Origin of the sequence: Gluconobacter roseus NBRC 3990 (assembly GCF_006538885.1) — a bacterium.
In the GTDB taxonomy this organism is placed as follows: domain Bacteria; phylum Pseudomonadota; class Alphaproteobacteria; order Acetobacterales; family Acetobacteraceae; genus Gluconobacter; species Gluconobacter roseus.
In genome coordinates, this window is the sequence record NZ_BJLY01000004.1 from 318,967 (window position 1) to 332,978 (window position 14,012).

At 62.7% G+C, this 14,012-nt stretch carries 15 protein-coding genes; 11 read left to right on the forward strand and 4 right to left on the reverse strand.

The genetic code is table 11. The features are described 5' to 3' along the window. Positions 1–49: 49 nt before the first annotated feature. Genes GRO01_RS11500 through GRO01_RS11515 form a run of 4 tightly spaced genes read right to left on the reverse strand, consistent with a single transcriptional unit; the run spans position 50 to position 3,031 of the window. The gene (locus tag GRO01_RS11500; protein WP_062509544.1) at positions 50–532 is read right to left on the reverse strand and encodes a hypothetical protein; all 483 of its coding nucleotides are present in this window, start codon (positions 530–532) and stop codon (positions 50–52) included. Between the two features lie 2 nt (positions 533–534). Further along, positions 535–1,548: an L-threonylcarbamoyladenylate synthase gene (locus GRO01_RS11505; RefSeq protein WP_062509543.1), complete on the reverse strand. Its 1,014-nt coding sequence runs from the start codon at positions 1,546–1,548 to the stop codon at positions 535–537. Then, positions 1,545–2,342 carry a 3'(2'),5'-bisphosphate nucleotidase CysQ family protein gene (locus tag GRO01_RS11510; protein ID WP_062509542.1) on the reverse strand — a complete coding sequence of 266 codons (798 nt, stop codon included), beginning with the start codon at positions 2,340–2,342 and terminating at the stop codon, positions 1,545–1,547. The genes GRO01_RS11505 and GRO01_RS11510 overlap by 4 nt, the downstream gene beginning before the upstream one ends. A 50-nt stretch (positions 2,343–2,392) precedes the next feature. Continuing rightward, positions 2,393–3,031, reverse strand: a complete 639-nt coding sequence (locus GRO01_RS11515; RefSeq protein WP_062509540.1) for a hypothetical protein — start codon at positions 3,029–3,031, stop codon at positions 2,393–2,395. Positions 3,032–3,134: 103 nt separating this feature from the next. On the opposite strand from GRO01_RS11515, the gene GRO01_RS11520 reads away from it, so the two are divergent. From GRO01_RS11520 to GRO01_RS11570, 11 genes are all read left to right on the forward strand, one after another. After that, positions 3,135–4,607: a leucyl aminopeptidase gene (locus GRO01_RS11520; RefSeq protein WP_062509539.1), complete on the forward strand. Its 1,473-nt coding sequence runs from the start codon at positions 3,135–3,137 to the stop codon at positions 4,605–4,607. Positions 4,608–4,623: 16 nt separating this feature from the next. After that, positions 4,624–5,067: a DNA polymerase III subunit chi gene (locus GRO01_RS11525; protein ID WP_062509537.1), complete on the forward strand. Its 444-nt coding sequence runs from the start codon at positions 4,624–4,626 to the stop codon at positions 5,065–5,067. A 96-nt stretch (positions 5,068–5,163) separates the two neighbouring features. Continuing rightward, entirely contained in the window at positions 5,164–6,276 is a 1,113-nt protein-coding gene (locus GRO01_RS11530; RefSeq protein WP_062509535.1) for an aromatic ring-hydroxylating oxygenase subunit alpha, read from the forward strand. A 21-nt stretch (positions 6,277–6,297) separates the two neighbouring features. Then, positions 6,298–7,143, forward strand: coding sequence for an aldo/keto reductase (locus GRO01_RS11535; protein WP_062509533.1), 846 nt, complete (start codon positions 6,298–6,300; stop codon positions 7,141–7,143). Between the two features lie 160 nt (positions 7,144–7,303). After that, positions 7,304–8,494 carry a hypothetical protein gene (locus tag GRO01_RS11540; RefSeq protein WP_231490303.1) on the forward strand — a complete coding sequence of 397 codons (1,191 nt, stop codon included), beginning with the start codon at positions 7,304–7,306 and terminating at the stop codon, positions 8,492–8,494. After that, positions 8,491–9,363, forward strand: coding sequence for a hypothetical protein (locus GRO01_RS11545; RefSeq protein ID WP_231490301.1), 873 nt, complete (start codon positions 8,491–8,493; stop codon positions 9,361–9,363). Before GRO01_RS11540 ends, GRO01_RS11545 begins: the two co-directional genes overlap by 4 nt. Further along, positions 9,360–9,881 (forward strand): hypothetical protein, encoded by a 522-nt coding sequence (locus tag GRO01_RS11550; protein WP_062509529.1) that lies wholly within the window; start codon positions 9,360–9,362, stop codon positions 9,879–9,881. The genes GRO01_RS11545 and GRO01_RS11550 overlap by 4 nt, the downstream gene beginning before the upstream one ends. After that, a complete protein-coding gene (locus GRO01_RS11555; protein WP_062509526.1) occupies positions 9,881–10,969 on the forward strand; it encodes a hypothetical protein in 1,089 nt (362 codons plus the stop codon). Before GRO01_RS11550 ends, GRO01_RS11555 begins: the two co-directional genes overlap by 1 nt. A 5-nt stretch (positions 10,970–10,974) precedes the next feature. Then, complete coding sequence (locus GRO01_RS11560) at positions 10,975–12,405, forward strand: NADH-quinone oxidoreductase subunit D-related protein (protein WP_231490299.1); 1,431 nt, start codon at positions 10,975–10,977, stop codon at positions 12,403–12,405. Then, positions 12,402–12,884: an NADH-quinone oxidoreductase subunit B family protein gene (locus GRO01_RS11565; protein ID WP_231490297.1), complete on the forward strand. Its 483-nt coding sequence runs from the start codon at positions 12,402–12,404 to the stop codon at positions 12,882–12,884. Before GRO01_RS11560 ends, GRO01_RS11565 begins: the two co-directional genes overlap by 4 nt. Before the next feature lie 165 nt (positions 12,885–13,049). Further along, positions 13,050–13,985, forward strand: coding sequence for an ROK family protein (locus tag GRO01_RS11570; protein WP_141307019.1), 936 nt, complete (start codon positions 13,050–13,052; stop codon positions 13,983–13,985). The last annotated feature ends 27 nt before the right edge of the window (positions 13,986–14,012 follow it).

A 14,012-nucleotide genomic window follows, 5' to 3' on the forward strand; every position in this document is an offset into this window, starting at 1 on the left:
ATCTATCCCTAGCGCGTGGCGGGAGGAAGGCGAAAAAACGAAACAGTTTCTATCGCAGATAGGAGGCCCGGTCGATGGGTGCCCTTGTGGGTGTCAGGCTGTGATAAAGTTCTGTTGCGGCAATGCCGACCAGAAGGCCTGTGCCGACCGCGAAGACGATTGCCACATAACGCCAGGGTTTCTGTGTTTGCACGGTCGCCATCTCCATCTGAAGCAGTCCCACATCCATCTGGCATCGGCCCAGACGGAGCTGGGCGGTACGGGTGTCCGCTTCGCTTTGCCGGAGGCGGCGCTCCAGCGTTGAAATCCGCTCCTGCAGTCCCTGTTCTCGATCCGATGTGTCTTTCTGCGGGACCGTTCCGATGCGGGTGATGAACAGGTTTTTCAACGCGCCGCCCGTGACGTTGTCACGCCGGGCCATCTGGCGGATCCGCTCCAGCGCAGTGGCGGCGTGACCGGGCTGTTCGTCCAGCACCAGAGCCAGGATATCGGAGAGAATCTTGATTTCCCTGGGATCCGGGGCGCGGGCCATCGTCAGGAGAGCGTCGCAGCATCCGTGCGCGGTTCGGCGGCACGGCGAAGACGGTCACGGATGGCGAGGCCAAGCCCATGGCGCGGGATCGGCTGGGCGGCGATGGTTTTCAGGCCGCGGCGGGTTCCTTCCGCATCCAGAAAGCGTAGTCCGGCGAAGAGACGGGCCGCAGCTTCTTCAAGGTCGCCGCTCTCGCTCAGGTTCCAGGTCAGGCCGGCGCCGGGAAGGGGCGTGCCAAAAGCAAGCTGGGCCTCGTTCGGGGCGATGGAGGTTGCATCCAGTCTGACGGGCAGGCTCGGGGCATAGTGCGAGGCCAGTCTGCCGGGGGAGGCGGGGGCAATTTCCGAAAAATCGTCCGGATGACGGATCGGGCCGCAAAGCGCGGTCAATTCTTCGAGTGTCACGCCGCCCGGTCGCAGGAGGACGGGTACTTCGCGGGTCAGGTCGAGCACGGTGCTTTCCACACCGATAGAGCATGGGCCGGAATCCAGAACCGCGTCGATCCGGCCATCGAGTGAGCGCAGAACGTGGAAGGCATCGGAGGGACTGACGGTTCCCGAGACGTTTGCAGACGGTGCAGCCACAGGGGCGCCAACTTCGCGGAGCAGGGCCAGAGCCGTCTTGCCACGCGGGACACGCAGCGCCAGCGTGGACAGGCCGGCGGCGGCAAGATCGGAGACAGTCGAGTCCGGGGAGCGGGGAAGCACCATCGTCAGCGGGCCGGGCCAGAAACGGTCGGCAAGGGCGTGTGCGACGTCTTTCATCCTGCCGCTGAGCGAGGCCTGTGCGAAAGCGCTTTCAGCATCGGGAAGATGGCTGATGAGCGGATTGAAACGTGGGCGTCCCTTGGCGGCGAAGATTTTTGCGACAGCCGTATCGGACGAGGCAATGGCACCCAGGCCGTAGACGGTTTCGGTTCCGAACGCGACGAGCTTGCTGGCTTTCAGAAGTTCAGCCGCGCGGCGGATCCCTTCGGGTGTGGCTGTCAGACGTTCGGTATGCGGCGTGTCGCTCAAGATGCGCCTCCGGTGCAGTAGAAAGATGAATTCAGCCGGTCCGGCTTGCCGTAGCGCAGGGGGTTTCCGTGCTCGTCCAGAAGGGCGCCGCCTGCGGCTTCCAGAATGGCCTGGGGGGCGGCCGTGTCCCATTCCATGGTGGGACCGAAGCGGGGATAGAAATCCGCAGCGCCTTCGGCAACCCGCATGAACTTGACCGAGGAGGACAGCTTTCCCACGGAAGCGACTTTCCGTCCTGCGAGCCAGCGCTCCAGCAGTTCCGGGTTGCCATGGTGGCTGGACGCCAGAACGCGCAGCCCCTCGGCCGAGGGTGTGGCGGTCCGGATCGGTGTGCTGTGGGTTCCGTCCGAACGGTAGGCGCCGAGACCCTGTCCGCCGCTATAGATCAGGCCGTAGCCGGGAAGGGCCACGACGCCCAGAACCGGGCGGTCGTGTCGGACAAGGCCGATATTGACGGTGAAATCTTTTCCCCCTGACGCAAAGCCGCGTGTTCCGTCGAGCGGATCGACCAGCCAGTAGGAGTCTTCTGCATTGACCCGGATCCCGGCTGACATTTCTTCTTCGCCGATGGCGGGAATGGACGGGCAGGCTGCGCGCAGGCCGGACAGGATGTGCCGTTCGGAAGCATGATCCGCTTCCGTGACGGGAGAGGCATCGGTCTTGATGTCCGTTTTGAAACCCCGGGCGCGAATGGCATTGATGATGTCCGAGGCTTCGGAAGCGAGCCGGAATGCCAGGGCCAGAAGGGCGCGGTCATCGTCCGCAGGAACGGTGATGGGGGGGGCAGAAGTCATTTTCCCAGACTACTCCAAGATACACTTTGCGTCATGTGCTGATGCGCCCGTTATTGCGGGCAGGTCAGGACGGGCTCCTGATCACCGTTCCATTTTGCGAACGGGATTTTTGTCGCAGCGCTCAGGGCGATGTCTGCGTGGCATGTCGTGAGCGGGGAGGGGAGCGTGGTGCGGAGTGAGAAATAGAATGGTGTGGTGGCAGGTTCTCCGTCTCCGCGCGTCAGTTGATAGATCCGGACATGCGCCGGGCTGGGCTGTGGGACAGGATGGGCACCGGTGTCGCGGGTGGTCACGAACAGCAGGAAGGCTGGCTTTCCGTTAGCCCGGCCGAAGGCAAAATGAATGGTCTGGATGGCATCTTCGCCGGTATGCGGAATGTCACGCAATATATCGAGAAGCTGACCGCCTTTGTCCGGGTCTTCTGTATCCACAAGGCTTGTGCGGTCGGGTTGTTCTGTATCGCGGGTGCTGATGGCATACAGCGTGTAGCTCCATGCATTGCCGTTTTCGCGCCATAGCGGCGTGATGGTCACGTCAGGGAAACCTGCCGGGTGAAGCGTGACGGGACGGTTGTTGATCACGATCGGGTGGATATCGGTAATCTCTACGTTGGCCGTGGCAGCGCATCCCTGTGTGGTTCCGAAAGCCAGGCTAGCGCAGAGCAGGATCTTCACAAGAGCGCGATGCATGGAGAGGCCTTTCTTCAGGCCGGACGTGCAGAGGGCTTGTATGGGCGGTTGGTGTTCCCGATAACGGGGACAACGACTTCATGTTCCAGACGACAGGATCATCATGCTTTCAGTGATTTTCGATTCCCTTCCAGCCTTTTCTGCGGATGCGCCCAAGGCTGTCGTTCTGTTGTGTGATGCGGCCTCTGGCGAGATTTTCGCGGCGCTGGACAAGGCTTCGGCAGGAGCAGTTTCGCGCGCTGTTGCGCTGAAGGGATTCAAGGGTGAGGCCGGGCAGAGCGTGGTGCTGCCGGCTCCGGCTGAAGGGCTGTCGCAGATCGTGCTCGCCGGCGTGAAACCGAAGGGTGGTGCTGCTGTGGATGCCGTGGCCGTCGAGAACGCTGCCGGTCGGGCCGTTCGTCTGCTGGATGGTGTTGAGAGCGCGGTTCTGGCGCTTTCCGAAGGGCTGGAGCAGTTTGCTCCGGACGCGGCTCTGGGCGCGCGCCTGTCGTCCTATGATTTCGATGTGTACCGCACGAAAAAATCCGACAGCCGTCCGGTTCTGAACACGCTGCATGTTGCGGTTTCCGATGTTGCGGCGGCGCGGACGCGATGGGCGGATCTGGATGCGGTCTCGCAGGGTGTGATCCTGACGCGGGATCTCGTGAGCGAGCCGCCGAATGTACTTTATCCCCAGACCTTTACGCAGCGTATCGAAGAACTGCGCGAGCTTGGACTGACGGTTGAAGTTCTCGACGAAAAGGCCATGACGGAGCTGGGCTTTGGCGCACTTCTGGGCGTGGCGCAGGGTAGTGTGCACAAGCCGCGCACGGTGATCGTCCGTCATAACGGCGGTGGCAGCGAGGCGCCTCTGGCCTTCATCGGCAAGGGCGTGACCTTCGATAGCGGTGGCATTTCCATCAAGCCTGCGGCCGGCATGGACGAGATGAAGACGGACATGGGCGGTGCTGCGACCGTGATCGGTCTGATGAGTGCGCTGGCCCGTCGCAAGGCGCCGGTCAATGCGATCGGTGTTGTGGGGCTTGTCGAAAACATGGTGTCCGGCGGGGCGCAGCGTCCGGGCGATATCGTGCGGGCCTATGACGGTCAGACGATCGAGGTGCTGAACACCGACGCAGAGGGACGCCTCGTTCTGGCGGATGTGCTGTCCTATACGCGGAAGCGGTTCAGCCCGAAGCTGATGGTCAATCTGGCGACGCTGACGGGCGCGATCGTGGTCAGCCTTGGCTACGAAAATGCCGGTCTGTTCAGCAACAGTGATGCTCTGGCTCAGGGACTGGCCGAGGCCGGGGCGCAGGTTGGTGAAGGTCTGTGGCGGATGCCGATGGGCGAGGCTTATAACCGCCAGATTGATTCCGACATCGCGGATATGAAGAATATTGGCGGTCGTCCGGGCAGTGCCATTCTGGCGGCTGAGTTCCTCAAGCGTTTCGTGGGTGACACGGACTGGGCGCATCTGGATATTGCGGGCACGGCCTGGAAGACCAAGGCGTCCGCTATTGCGCCGAAGGGTGCGACAGGTTTTGGCGTGCGTCTGCTGGACCGGTTCGTGAAGGCACACGAAGCCAGCACCTGAGGAGCGGGATAACGCCGTGGATGTCGGGTTCTATCATCTGACGCGCACGCCGCTTGAGCAGGCGCTTCCGGCCCTGCTGGGCCGGACGCTGGATGCCGGGGAACGCGCGGTTGTGCGCTGCCCGGATGCGGCTGCGGTCATGGCGCTGGATACGGCGCTGTGGGCGTGTCGGGATCCGGTCTGGCTTCCGCATGGCACTGCAAAGAGCGGCCATGCGGCCCGGCAGCCGATCTGGCTGACCGAAGGAGAGGACGTGCCGAACGGGGCGCGGTTCCTGTTCCGCGTGGATGGGGCGGGAAGCGATGCGTTCGCGCCCTTCACCCGGATTTTCGATCTGTTCGATGGTGGAAATCCGCAATCCGTTCAGCGGGCAAGAGAACGCTGGGTTACGATGAAATCTTCCGGTCACAATCTCGTGTACTGGAAACAGGAAGAGCGGGGCTGGAAAAAGGCGGGGTAAGGTTTCAAATTGTGTCTGAAACCATTGATGGAAGACGCTCCGTAACCGGGGTGCCGTTCATTGCACTGGAGAGGACGCCCGACTGTGCCAGACCCCATGACTTCTTCCCCCGCATCTCCGAAAACTGACCTTCGTCGCGCCGATATCAATCCCGACTTCTGGTATCCGCTGGCCTGGTCGAAGGATCTCAAGCGTGGCAAGACGATCGGGCGGCGGTTCGGGCGCTTTCCTATTGCACTGGTCCGTCCTGAAGAGGGCAGCGTTTTTGCGCTTGAAGATCGCTGCGCGCACCGTCAGGTTCCGCTCAGCCTCGGCAAGGTCAGCGGTGAGGCGGTGCAGTGCTGTTATCATGGCTGGGCCTATGGCCGCTCGGGACGCTGTATTGATGTGCCGTATCTGGGTAAGGGCAAACTGCCGAATGGTGTGAAGACATATCCCTGTCGTGAGGCAGGCGGAATGATCTTCGTTTTCCCCGGTGATGCGAGCAAGGCGGAGAGCGTGCCCCTGCCGCCTCTGGCACAAGTGGACAATCCGGCGTTCAAGACACGGCATTTCAGTCCGGTCGTGAAATGCCACTACACGTTCCTGCATGAAAACCTGATGGACATGAACCATCAGTTCCTGCACCGCCGTCAGATGGGGCAGATCAAGGCGCGTTTTCTGGGGCAGGACGCGGGCGAGAACTTCATCGAGGCGCGGTACAGCTTCGCGCGGACGGGAAACCAGCAGCCGCTGGCGGAACGCCTGATCTTCGGCAAGCATCATGATGATCCGACCCGGGAGCAGCCGGTTGAGGAAATCGTCAGCATCCGCACGACCTATCCGTATCAGAGTCTGAAAATCCATGACAAGGACGGTGATCTGATCATGGAGCTGTTCAGCGTTTATGTGCCGAACACGGCGGATGGGATGAGCACGCAGACTTTCGGTCTGCTGTCGGTACTGCGGCCAAAGACGCCGTTCCTGATTGATCTGATCTGGCCGGCGCTGGGCATTTTCACGCACCGGATCTTTGAAGAAGACCGCGAAATCATGGAGCTGGAGCAGAACGCCTGGCGCGAACTGGGCGGCGATCATAACGTCGAGGTCTTCCCGATCGTGCGGAAATTGCGGGATCTTCTGGCAGCCAATGGTGCGGCGCCGGGGACCGATACGACGGCGCAGGCTGAAGTTTCGAGGGAACAGCCGGCTGATCCTGTCGTTGTCTAAAGACACAGACAGGAAACAGTCATGAAGACAGTCACACTCAGGAATGGTGTTACGGTTCCCGCGCTTGGAATGGGAACCTGGAATGTCGGCGACAGTGCGGCCCGGCATTCGGATGAGGTCGAAAGCCTGCGCAAGGGGCTTGAGGCCGGTCTGCGGGTCATTGATACGGCCGAAATGTACGGCAATGGCCGGTCGGAAAAGCTGGTGGGCGAGGCCATCGCGGATGTGCGTGATGACGTCTATCTCGTCAGCAAGGTTGTGCCGTCAAATGCGTCCTATGACGGTGTGCACAAAGCGTGCCGACGTTCGCTGAAGCATCTCGATACGGACTGGCTGGACCTTTATCTGCTGCATTGGCGTGGGGGCACGCCGCTGGAAGAGACGATCCGGGCGTTTGAGGATCTGAAGGATGACGGGCTGATCCGCGGATGGGGCGTTTCGAACTTCGATGTCGATGACATGGAGGAAATCGAGAACCTGTCGGGGAACTGTCTGGTCAATCAGGTGCTCTATAATCTGGAACATCGCGGGACCGAGTTCGATCTTCTTGAACATGATCTCAAGTCCGAAACCGTGACGATGGCCTACTCGCCATTGGGACAGGGGGGCGAGCTTCTGGATCATCCGGCGCTCAAGGAAGTGGCGTCACGGCATGAAACGTCGCTTGGCCCGGCGGATACGGCCCAGATTGCTCTGGCATGGGTGCTGCGGCGGCCGAATATCATGGCGATCCCGAAGGCCGGCTCTCCGAAGCATGTGGCCGGAAATATCGCCAGTCTGGAAATCAGCCTGACGGATGAGGATCTCAAAACGCTCGACAGCGCTTTTCCTCCGCCGAAACGCAAGGTATCTCTCGCCATGATCTGACGGTCGTGGTGGTATGCGGTCCGTTTTCACTTAACCTGCGGACCGCGCCCTGCATATTTTCTCCACCCTGTTTTACGCCGATCCGGTCTCTCTCTGCCTTGCTGTTCTGGCCATTCCTGCCTGTCTGCAGGCGATGGAAGCCGGACATGGGGCGCGATCGGTGGTTATCTGTATTGCGGCACTGGCTGCGATACTGGTGCTGTCCCCGGCTGTTCTGGCTGTTGCGCTTGGCGTGATCATCGCGCAGGATCGGGACGCGTGTCCGGCAGTCTGGACGGTTCCGGCCCTGCTGTTGAGCGTCCTTTTTCCTGCACACACCTTCGTTTTACTAGCACTGCTGCCGGTTCTGTTCTGGTCTTCGCTTGTGCGTCGGCGGGATGGGGCCTGTCCTTCCATTATGAGTACTCTTGCCGTCTCGCTGATCTGGCATGCGCCTTTGGCAGTTCCGGCAGAACTTGTGGCCGGTCTGGGGGGTGCGGTGTGCGGACTGGTTGGCTGGTCCGTTCTTGGGGCAGTCCGCCCCGGAAATCTGGGGCTGTTACGGCCTGTTCTTCTGATGGTTCTGGTCGTGGCGGCGCTGGCTGAGAGCCTTGCAGTATGCGCGCGGATCGCGCTGGAGGCGCTGCTTCTTGATCTGGCGCTGCTGGTACTGGCGGCTGCATTGGGACGAAGATTTCCAGTACTTGCCGTGCTGCGTCTGCCGTTCCCACCCTTGCCTGGACTGGTTGTGTTGTGGCTCGGGGTTCATGCGGCTCTTGGCATGGCGGCAGGCGTGGAGGGCTGGAGTGTCCTTGGCGTAGTTGTGGCCCTGCTGCTTGGGCTTTTGAGCCTCTCGGACATTCTCGAAGTGGGACGTTTGTTTTTCCTGCGTCGAGAAATCGTTTCAGGGGCATCTGTTCTGCTGCTGGGCGCGGGAAGTCTTCTCGCGCCAGCTCTTGTGTTTGGACTGACAAGCCCTGTGCTGCACGCAATGGGGGGAGAGTGGGTCTGGCCCGTCTGGAGCATTGGTGCCGGGGATGGAGCGCATCTGCTGCTGCCAGCGTTCATTCTGACTGGTGCGGGGATCTGGATCGTTCTTGTACGACCCTGGCGGGTCATGGGTGGTGTGGTGCAGGCGGCCTCCCTGCTTGTGCCTGCGCTCGGGAAACTGCTGACGATCGGGGATGGGCTGTTTGACGAAGCACCTTCCCTGAACTGGACACTGCGTCGTGTCATCGCGGGTGGGCGGCTGCGTCTCCGAGGTCTGCGGAATGTGAGGGCGCCCGTGCTTCCCGATCTGCGTCAGGGCGCCGTCGGCCTCTGGCTTGTGCTCCTCGGTCTCGTCCTGGCGGTGCTGGGAGTGATGACGTGATAGCGCATGAGATCGGAATGATCCTGCTGGCGATGCTGGAGGCGCTCTTTCAGCTCGGCCTGCTTCTAGTGCTGGCGCCTGTTATCGGCTGGTGTCTGGATGATCTGCCATTCCTGCTGGCTGGGCGATCGGTCGGGCCGGTGCGGTTCCGTCTTCTGCAGGCCGGACGCTTCTGGAAAACATTGTTCCGGGCTCCGCTGGGCGGGAGAACGGCGCTGGCGTTGATGGCTGGCATTCTGACGCTTCTGTGCCTGCCTGCGGTCACGACGGGATCGGTCTTTTCATCTCTGGCGGACCCGCTGGTCATCGGGCTGGTGGTTTTGCTGGGACGCGGATTTGTGGGGCAGAGCCTGCTGCCGGGTGAGGCGGGGCGGTTCATTCCTGCCGTTCTGCTGCTGTGCCTGACCGAGGCGCTGATTGCGCTTGCGGCTCCGGGAACGGACGGGTTGGGGGGCTTGTGTGCGATGCTGCATATCGAGCCGGAGCCTGGTCTGGAAGGCGCGCTTGCCGCCTGTGCTCTGGCGCTGGGCATTGCGTGTCCTCCCCTGCGGGCGCAGGACGTCACGGGAATGCTGTCCGGCATCCGGGACCGTCAGGAACGTGAAGCGGCTCGGAGCATTGCCGATGTGCTGAACTGTGGGTGGCTGCTTCTGCTGTCCGATCTGGCGCTGCCGGTGAGTGTCGGGCTGGCGCAGGGCGGTGTGCAGGGCTGGTGGCTGGGGCTGCTGGCTCTGGTCGGGCGTCTGGCATTGACGGTTGCGGTTGCGGTCGGGCTGCGGCTTATGGCGCAGGAACGGAGCGCACGTCTGACGGCCCTGTTTGCAGGAGTGGCGCTTCTGCTGGCTCTGGCGGGGAGGTTCGGCACATGATCGTCGGGTTCGGATTGCTGCTGCTTCTGGCGCTTGCGGGGCTGGGCAAGGACGGGCGGGGTTTGCCGCTTTACGGGGCGGTCTGCGCCTTTGCAGGGGCGACGGTCTGTTCGGGGCTGATGGCGCTGCTGACGTCTGTGGCGCTGATCGGGCTGAATGGTCTGGCCTGGGCATGGCTGCGGCGGTTTGCGGCGGAAGCACCAGACCGGGCGGCTGTTCTGCCGGTTGTGGGGACGCTGGTGCTCCTGCTGGCACTTGGGCTGTCCGGTGCGGGGCTTGGACTGGCGCCGGTTCTGGGCGCGGGCGCGGTTCTGGCCGGGCTGTGTGGAGCGGCATGGGGTGTGCCGCTGGTGCAGTTTACCGGCCTGCTGCGGGCTGCTGACGGGCTTATTGTCGTGTCCTGCATTCTGCATTCCTGGCCACTTTTCTTGGCAGCACTGAGCCTTTGGGGCGTGCTGGCGGCCCTTGGCGTCACGCTTCTGCCGCGTCTGGCCTGGCGTCGGGTGGAGGAGGTCTGATGCATCCGCTTGCCCCGATCGGAACGCTGTTTGCCGTAACGGTCTGGCCGCTTCTGGCGGCGTTCCTGCTGCTTCTGACGCCTGAAAACCGTCAGGCCGCCAGCAGTCTGACCTTTGCCGTGGCTGGGTTGGTTATCACACCGCTGGCTGTCTGGCTGATGCCGGGGACGGATGCGCTGGCGGCAGCCTGTTCGTGCATCGTGACCGCCATTCCACTCCTTCTGCCGCCGGCACAGGACCGGACCGGTCGGGTCCTGCCGTTCCTTGTTACGGGCTGTGCGCTTCTGGCACTGAACATTCATTCGGCCTTTGCCGTGACGGTTTTGTGTGGTGCGGGCACTGTTCTTCTGGCCTGGCGGGAAGGCCGGGGGCCGCGAAAGGCTCTGGTCGTGTGGGACATCGCACGCAGCAGGCTGGGCGGCGTCGTGCTGGGGCTTCTGGGGGCATCGCTTCTGCCGATGCCGCAGTCCTCGCTGGGGGCGGTGCTGCTGACGGTCGGGCTGTGCATTGTGGCGGGGCTTGGGCCATCGCCTGCTCCTGCACCCGAGGCGGCTTTGCTAGATACGGGACTGCGGTTTTCGGCGCTGATGCTGATGTTTCGTCTGAGTGCGTATCCGCTGGTTCATCTGCTGATGCTGATCGCGGGGTTCGGGACGATCCTCATGCTGGTGACGGCGCGTTCCTCCGGCCGGGTCGTCTCGCTGCCGATGCTGTCGGCGTTCGGTGCGCTGGCCGCGGCGACCGGGGAAGGGACGGCGATTGTTCTGCTGCTGCTCGCGGCGCTGGGGCTTGCGGTTCTGGATCTGCGTAGTGCTGAGGGGACTGATGTGATTGCGGCAGGCGCTGCGCCCTGGCCGGTGTTTTGTGCGCTTGTTGGCATCGGTCGATCGCTTGAGACGGGGCAGCTGATCCTGCTGATCGTATGCCTGCTCCCGGTTCTGTGGTCCGTGCGGCCCGCGACGCTTCTTTCGGCGTTCGGGCGTGGGGAGCGCGGCGTGGTGGCCGTGATGCAGGCCGTTCTGCTGGTAGGAGGGTTGTGCGGTCCGCTGTTTCTGGCCTGGCATCCGGTGACGGGGTGGCGGCCATGAGAAGCATGGGGCGGATTATTCGCAGTGGCGAGCGGGTCGCGCTGTCGCATTATCATCTTGATCCCGCGCAGTGGAGCGAGATGCTGACGGTGCCGGGAACGACGCTGCCGCTGATTTCCTGCTGGGCGGATGATGCCCGCGCTTACGTGCTTCTGTTGGAGGGGGACTGTCCGCTTCTGGCGAGTACAATCGTGGAAGACCGGCGCTATCTTGCCCCGTCCTCGCGCTTTGCCGGCGCGGAATGGGGCGAGCGGGTGTCATATGATCTTTACGGCGTGGAAGCGATGGATGCCCGTGGGAACGGGGCTCCCGCGCTGGATGAAGGGGGCTGGACCTCGACCTGGCCGCTGTCATCGCGTCCGGGGCCGGCGGCGGGAGGATTGCGGCCGCTGGCGGGAAGCCATCTGCTGCGTCCCGAGCAGACCGGACTGAGTGGTCCGCTGGAATTTTCCTTTGAGGTTCTGAAGGGGAAAATCCGGGATGTGGAAGTCTGCGCCGGGGCCGCGCATCGCGGTCTGATTGCCCGGCTGGCGGGAAAGACGCCGGAAGAGGCGATGTCGCTGGTGTCGCGTGTGACGGCGGGCGGGTTTGTTGCGCATCCGCTGGCTTTTGCCCGGGCCGTCGCGCAGGCGCGCGGGCTGGTTCCGGGACCGGGAATCCGGGATGTCTGGATGATCCTGCTGGAGATCGAGCGGATTTCGATCCATCTGTTCGACATGGCACGGACGGCACGCGGCGTGGATGCGGAGCTTCTAGCGACCCATTGCGATCATGCGCGCGAAGCTATTGCGCGGGCCTGTGCGGAGCAGGGTGTTTCGCGTCGTCTGATGGATATGGTGACCTGTGACGGGTTCCGCGATGGGCTGGAAATCGTGCCGCTGGCGCAGGCTGTGCATGCGGCCATGCAGCCGCGTCTTGCGGCGCTGGAAGAGCTTCACCGGGTTTTTGCACCGCGTCTGGACGGGTTCGCCACGCTGGATGCGCGACTGGCAGAGCGTTTTGCCGTGGGGGGCGTGACCGGGCGTTCGAGTGGTCGCAGCATGGACATGCGGCGGCGGGAAGCCGGGATGCGGCTGGAGGCATTGCGGGCGACAGGTTCGAGCCAAGGCGATGCCCGGGCGCGCGAAGGGCTTCGGCTTGCGGAAATCCGGGATTCGCTGGCGCTGATGGAGCGTATTCTGGGAAGTATCGGTCTGGAGGATGACGAGCCTGCGCCGGACCGGACGGAAGAAGGGATCGGTGTGGCTGAAGGCGGGCGCGGAGACGTCTGGTACTGGGTACGTCTGAAGGAGGGCCAGATCGAAAGTCTGCATGTCCGCGATCCCGGCGTTTCCCTGCTGCCTGTTCTGGGAGCGATGTTGCGGGGTTATGCTGTCGATCGCGTTCCGGCGGCGCTGGGCTCGATCGGGCTGTCACCGGCGGGGATTGCGCTGTGAGCGTTAGACGTACAGGGCCTCTGAGCCTGCTTTATGCGTTCATGGATGCGACACGCTGGCGTCCGTCCATGCAGGAAACGGCTCCGCGCCGGGAGCGTCCCATCGGGCTGTATGTGCTCGAGACCGGAGGGTGCGAGGGCTGCTTCATGGAAATCGAGTCCCTGAACGGGAGTGCCTTTGCGCTGGAGCAGGCCGGGTTTGTCTGCGTGAATGACCCGGCGGATGCGGACTGGCTGCTGCTGACGGGAGCCGTGACACGGGTCTGTGCTGAAATGGTGGACCGGGTGTGGCGGGCGATGCCACCGGGAAGATGTCTGATTGCGGTGGGGGCCTGCGCGGTGGATGGCGGGCCTTTTCCGGCCGGTTATGCGACGCTGGGCGGATTGCAGGCCCTGACGCCGGTGCGGCGTTCGATTGCGGGATGTCCGCCATCGCCGGAGGACCTGCTGCGGGCCTTGCAGGAGCTTGCGCAGGGCTGAAGCGCCTGTCTGGAGATGGGAATTTTCCTGAAACAACGAAGTTTTGTCCCCGGACGACTTGCCGTGACACGGTTTCGCGTTAAAGTAGACGGACGCACTGGATGCGTTTTCCATGAGGTTCGGTCGCCTGATACTCAGGTCACCGTATAGAGCACAGGGCTAGAGATGGCTGATTATCGCCTTGGAATTGATCTTGGTGGCACGAAGATCGAAATCGTGGTTCTGAATCGTTCGGGCGATCTCGTCCTGCGTGAACGCATTCCCAACCCCGGCATCTATAATGAAGCCGTGCTGGCCATCCGTGATCTGGTCACGGATGTGGACCACCGTCTGGGTGCGGTGCCGAGCCATCGTGTTTCGGCAGGGCAGCATACCTCCACGCTGGGCATCGGGATCCCGGGTTCCATCTCGCCCGAGACCGGTCTGATCAAGAACGCCAATGCGACCTGGCTGAACAACCAGCCTTTCGGTCAGGATCTGGAATCCGCGCTCGCGCGTCCGGTCCGGACGGAAAATGACGCGAACTGTTTTGCGTTGTCCGAAGCGGCGGATGGTGCAGCCAAAGGCATGCTGACGGTCTTCGGTGTCATCATCGGCACGGGCATGGGTGCGGGCATCGTCAATAACGGTCGCGTTCTTGAAGGCCGTCATCACATTGCGGGCGAATGGGGGCATCTGCCTCTGCCTTGGCCAACGGAAGAAGACATGCCCGCGCGTGACTGCTTCTGCGGAAACAAGGGCTGCATGGAGCGCTATCTGTGCGGTCCTGCTCTGGCGGCAGATTGGAAAGGTCCGGGTCACCGTAATACGGCCGGGATTGAAGATGCGGCCGCCAATGGTGATCAGGCCGCGATTGCTGCTCTAGGGCGTTATACCGAGCGTTTTGCCCGGGCCTGCGCGATGGTCATCAACTTCCTTGATCCGGATGTAATCGTGCTCGGCGGCGGCGTGTCCAACCTGCATACGTTGTATGAGCGCGTGCCGCCGCTGCTGGCCAAGCATGTGATTACGCCGGTTTGCACGACGCCGATCGTGCGCAACAAGCATGGCGACAGCTCTGGCGTGCGTGGCGCAGCATGGCTGTGGGACGTGACGGAATAAGCCTGTCGCATAGAGGATATGAAAAAG

Excerpts from the sequence above, each read along its gene's own strand:
- GRO01_RS11500 (WP_062509544.1), bottom strand. The coding sequence starts at position 532 with ATGGCCCGCGCCCCGGATCCCAGGGAAATCAAGATTCTCTCCGATATC.
- GRO01_RS11510 (WP_062509542.1), bottom strand. The coding sequence starts at position 2,342 with ATGACTTCTGCCCCCCCCATCACCGTTCCTGCGGACGATGACCGCGCC.
- GRO01_RS11515 (WP_062509540.1), bottom strand. The coding sequence starts at position 3,031 with ATGCATCGCGCTCTTGTGAAGATCCTGCTCTGCGCTAGCCTGGCTTTC.
- GRO01_RS11520 (WP_062509539.1), top strand. The coding sequence starts at position 3,135 with ATGCTTTCAGTGATTTTCGATTCCCTTCCAGCCTTTTCTGCGGATGCG.
- GRO01_RS11530 (WP_062509535.1), top strand. The coding sequence starts at position 5,164 with ATGACTTCTTCCCCCGCATCTCCGAAAACTGACCTTCGTCGCGCCGAT.
- GRO01_RS11535 (WP_062509533.1), top strand. The coding sequence starts at position 6,298 with ATGAAGACAGTCACACTCAGGAATGGTGTTACGGTTCCCGCGCTTGGA.
- GRO01_RS11550 (WP_062509529.1), top strand. The coding sequence starts at position 9,360 with ATGATCGTCGGGTTCGGATTGCTGCTGCTTCTGGCGCTTGCGGGGCTG.
- GRO01_RS11555 (WP_062509526.1), top strand. The coding sequence starts at position 9,881 with ATGCATCCGCTTGCCCCGATCGGAACGCTGTTTGCCGTAACGGTCTGG.
- GRO01_RS11560 (WP_231490299.1), top strand. The coding sequence starts at position 10,975 with ATGGGGCGGATTATTCGCAGTGGCGAGCGGGTCGCGCTGTCGCATTAT.
- GRO01_RS11570 (WP_141307019.1), top strand. The coding sequence starts at position 13,050 with ATGGCTGATTATCGCCTTGGAATTGATCTTGGTGGCACGAAGATCGAA.